Genomic DNA, 3,802 nt, shown 5'->3' with positions numbered 1-3,802 from the left:
GTATCCCTGTTTCTTTGGAAAGCTGATTTATTAGTTTCATTGTTATATAAAAAAAAAGTGAACTATGTAGTATACTTCATACTTGTATGTTGCAAAATTAGTAGATAATTTTGCCTTCACAATAAAAATAGTACCCAGTTATATATAATTCTATGGAAATGCAATATTCAGCCGAAGAACTCATAAAATCGCTGCCAGGCTTTAAAAACAATTATACAGAAGTAAATGGAACAACTCTACATTATGTTGAAGGCGGTAATGGGGAACCTTTGATTCTGCTGCCCGGCTGGCCGGAAACCTGGTGGGCTTATCATAAAGTAATGCCTGAGCTTGCAAGAAAATACCATGTTATAGTTATAGATCTGAGAGGGATGGGGAGTTCGGGAAAGCCATCAAGCGGATATGACAAAAAAAATATGGCTAAAGATGTCTATGAACTGGTCATAAAATTGGGTTACAAGAGCATTAATATTGGCGGTCATGATATTGGTGCGCATGTTGCTTTTAGCTTTGCAGCTAATTTTCCGGAGCGTACTTCAAAGTTAATTGTTTTAGATACACCACATCCTGATGCAAGAATGTATCAATTACCTATGCTTCCAATGCTGGGGGCGAATTATCTTTACCCGTGGTGGCTTGCTTTCAATCAGGTAAAAGAACTCCCGGAACAATTGCTTGCAGGTCGCATGTCTATTGTTATAGCGTGGATATTTAAAAACTTGTTAAATGACCAAAACAGTATGGATGAGTTTGATAAAGCCATTTATGCATTTGCCTACGACAGTAACGATGGCATACGCGCGTCAAATGCATGGTATCAAGCTTTTCCACAGGATATAGAAGATATAAAAGCTTATGCGAAACTCAATATGCCGGTCATTGGAATAGGTGCAACTGGATTTGAGATGTTGCAAAATACGCTTCCTAACTATACAACAGATCTGCAATTGGTAAAAGTTGAGGGTAGCGGGCATTTTATGCTTGCAGAAAAGCCAAGAGAAACAGCAAATTATATCAAAGAATTTTTAGGCTAATTTGTATTGATCAGACGTAATGTTGATGGTTAGGATTCTTACCTACGGACTGGGGAAGGTATGGCTATAACGGGATAGATACAATTATTTCAGTGCCTTTGGTGTTTGAATTTATCTCAATTACACCATTTAGATATTGAACACGGCGGCGAATGGACTGTAAGCCTATGGTTGATTTTCCCTTGTCAGGTTTCTTTTCATCTAAGCCTATTCCATCATCATTGATGGTTAATAATAAGTTCTCCTCTTCTTCATAAATCAGAATACCCACATTTTTAGCTTTGGCATGTTTGATAATATTGGTGATGGCCTCTTGAATGATGCGGAGTAATGCTATTCGTGTGTCCACGTCAACACCTGATAATGCGCTATTGTCTATGTGGATATTTTTGTTGTATCTGTTATCAGGCAGAGCATTATCTGTAAGTAATATAATTTGCTTTTCAAACGATTGCTCTAGTTGCTCATCAGCAGCACTGAACCATTCATGGCTTTTGTTCCGCGCTGCTTTATAAGCATTTTCCGTTTCCTTTTGGAGCACATCCAATTTTTTTTTCAGTTCAATATCACTGGTATCCATCATTAGTGTTTCTAATTGATATCTGATGGCAGCAATGGATGATGAAAGACCGTCATGAAGGTCTTGTCCAAGTCGTTGTTGTTCTTCCTTTACCGCTTGGTGTTTAGCCTCTTCCATGGCCATGATTTGCATAGTGGCCATGTCGTTGAGCGCTTCTATCTGAGCTTTCGCTTTTCTGTCGCGACGGAGCATCATTAGATAGATGGTCAGTACAATCATTGCTGAGGAAAATGAAATGATTATCAACCATAAGGTTCGCTGCGCATTTTTTTCGCTTAATAACTTGTTTTGGTCTTGTACAGCATTGTATGCGACATAATCATTGATAAACTTTTTTGATTTTTCCCATTCTGCTGTAATCGACTTATCCAGTTCAAAATAAACTTTAATGATTTCGTCTTTATCCCCTAGTTGTTCCGCTACTTCTAATGCATTATGTAAAATGTATATTTCCAAGGAGCTGTCTCCATTTTTTTGTGCCGCCTCATAAGCCTGATAAAGATATTCAAGCGCTTTTTTAGGATTGTTATTATTGTTATCATAAAGTTCTGTCAGCAGGAAGAAGGAGTTGATCAGCATATCTGTGTTGCCAGTACGCTTTGCTTCAAGTAACGACTGTTTTGCAAGTGTTAAAGCTTCTTGTAACCGACCTTTTGAAATTAACAAACGTCCTTGCCATAGCCGGTTGTACGTCAGCATGGTTTCATCTTTATAGCGGCTTGCAATTTCATTGGATTTGCTCAGGTAGTAATGAACACTATCTTCTGGAAGATCCGGATTCCGGAGACAATAGTGTGCATATACCTTAGACATAATACTATCTTTTTTTAGCTTTTGCCCGATTCGGATAGTCTTTTGCAAAAGTGAAATGATCTTTGCTTTATCGGAGACACCCTTGTTCATAACAGCGACCATATCCAGGTAGACCACGATAATTTTTTCGGTATCATTAATTTGCTGATACTGAGATAATATCTTTCCGAACAGGTCCAATGATTCCGCATATAAGCCTCTTTTATAAAACGCGAAGGCAATTGAATGGTCGGCCTCTGTTTGGCCCTTCTGGTAATGTATATTCGCAGCCATACCTTTAGCCTTGACCCCATAATAAAAACAGCTGTCTGCATTTCTGGTTCTGTAAAGTGTCCCGAGTCTGTTTAAGCTGTTAATAAGGGCAACACTGTCTTTGATTGAAGATAATCCTCGTAATTCCTGCTCGATCTGCCGGATTTGGCCTTGGGCAGCGTTGTTACAAGCATTTATCAATAAAATCAGGAGCAAACATCGTTTTGGTGATAGATAAAGCATAATTAATTAGAATAGGCAAAATACTGCAAAAATTTCAATTCTCGAGCCGCAATAGTGCTTTTTTGGAGTGATTACTGGTCACAAAATATTGTAGTTCTTTAAGATTTAGTAGCATGTTTTTGCTGTATTATGCATCCTGATTGCTCTTTCTTAATCGTGTTTGTAAATTGATATCGTTGTACGTGTGGATATCGTGTACTTAAAATGATAAGTTATGGCAAGAAATGATTTAAAGGGGAAAGTAGTTTTAATCGCCGGCGGCGGTAAAAACCTTGGTGGATTGTTAAGCAGAGAGTTTGCAGCAAAAGGTGCAAAGCTAGCTATTCACTACAATAGTGAAAGTGCAAAGACAGAAAGTGAAAAAACTTTAGCAGAGGTGCAGGAATTGGGGGCCGAAGCATTCTTGTTTCAAGGCGACCTCACAAAAGTAGAAAATGTAACCAGATTTTTTGATGAAGCTATTGCCAGATTCGGTGGTATTGATGTAGCTATTAACACCGTAGGCATGGTATTGAAAAAGCCGTTTATAGACACTACTGAGGCCGAATATGATACCATGTTTGGTGTCAACTCCAAATCGGCTTATTTCTTTTTACAGGAGGCTGGAAAAAAGATAAATGACAATGGTAAGATCTGCACGATCGTTACGTCGTTGCTGGCTGCTTATACGGGTTTATATTCTACGTATGCGGGTGCCAAAGCACCTGTTGAACATTTTACAAGGGCGGCTTCAAAAGAATTTGGCGGCAGGGGTATCTCAGTTACTGCAGTTGCACCCGGACCGATGGACACCCCATTTTTCTATGGGCAGGAGAGTTCTGCCGCGGTTGATTATCACAAGTCTGCGTCTGCACTAGGTGGATTGACTGATATTAAAGAC

General features: G+C 39.0%; 3 protein-coding genes. 2 read left to right on the top strand and 1 reads right to left on the bottom strand.

The genetic code is table 11. The features are described from left to right. Window positions 1-152 precede the first annotated feature (152 nt). Complete coding sequence (locus tag DBR11_RS28380) at window positions 153-1,034, top strand: alpha/beta fold hydrolase (protein WP_108555893.1); 882 nt, start codon at window positions 153-155, stop codon at window positions 1,032-1,034. A gap of 64 nt (window positions 1,035-1,098) precedes the next feature. On the opposite strand, the gene DBR11_RS28375 is transcribed toward DBR11_RS28380, so the two are convergent. After that, complete coding sequence (locus DBR11_RS28375; RefSeq protein ID WP_108555892.1) at window positions 1,099-2,922, bottom strand: tetratricopeptide repeat-containing sensor histidine kinase; 1,824 nt, start codon at window positions 2,920-2,922, stop codon at window positions 1,099-1,101. A 214-nt stretch (window positions 2,923-3,136) separates the two neighbouring features. On the opposite strand from DBR11_RS28375, the gene DBR11_RS28370 reads away from it, so the two are divergent. Then, a partial coding sequence (locus tag DBR11_RS28370) for an SDR family oxidoreductase (protein ID WP_108555894.1) occupies window positions 3,137-3,802 on the top strand: 666 nt, incomplete at its 3' end.

This window comes from Pedobacter sp. HMWF019, from assembly GCF_003061025.1.
Lineage (GTDB): Bacteria > Bacteroidota > Bacteroidia > Sphingobacteriales > Sphingobacteriaceae > Pedobacter.
The sequence above is the reverse complement of the archived record's forward strand: the minus strand, read 5'-3'. Positions and strand labels throughout refer to the sequence as shown.

Coding starts and splice junctions, on each gene's coding strand:
- DBR11_RS28380 (WP_108555893.1), top strand. CDS start 153: ATGGAAATGCAATATTCAGCCGAAGAACTCATAAAATCGCTGCCAGGC.
- DBR11_RS28375 (WP_108555892.1), bottom strand. CDS start 2,922: ATGCTTTATCTATCACCAAAACGATGTTTGCTCCTGATTTTATTGATA.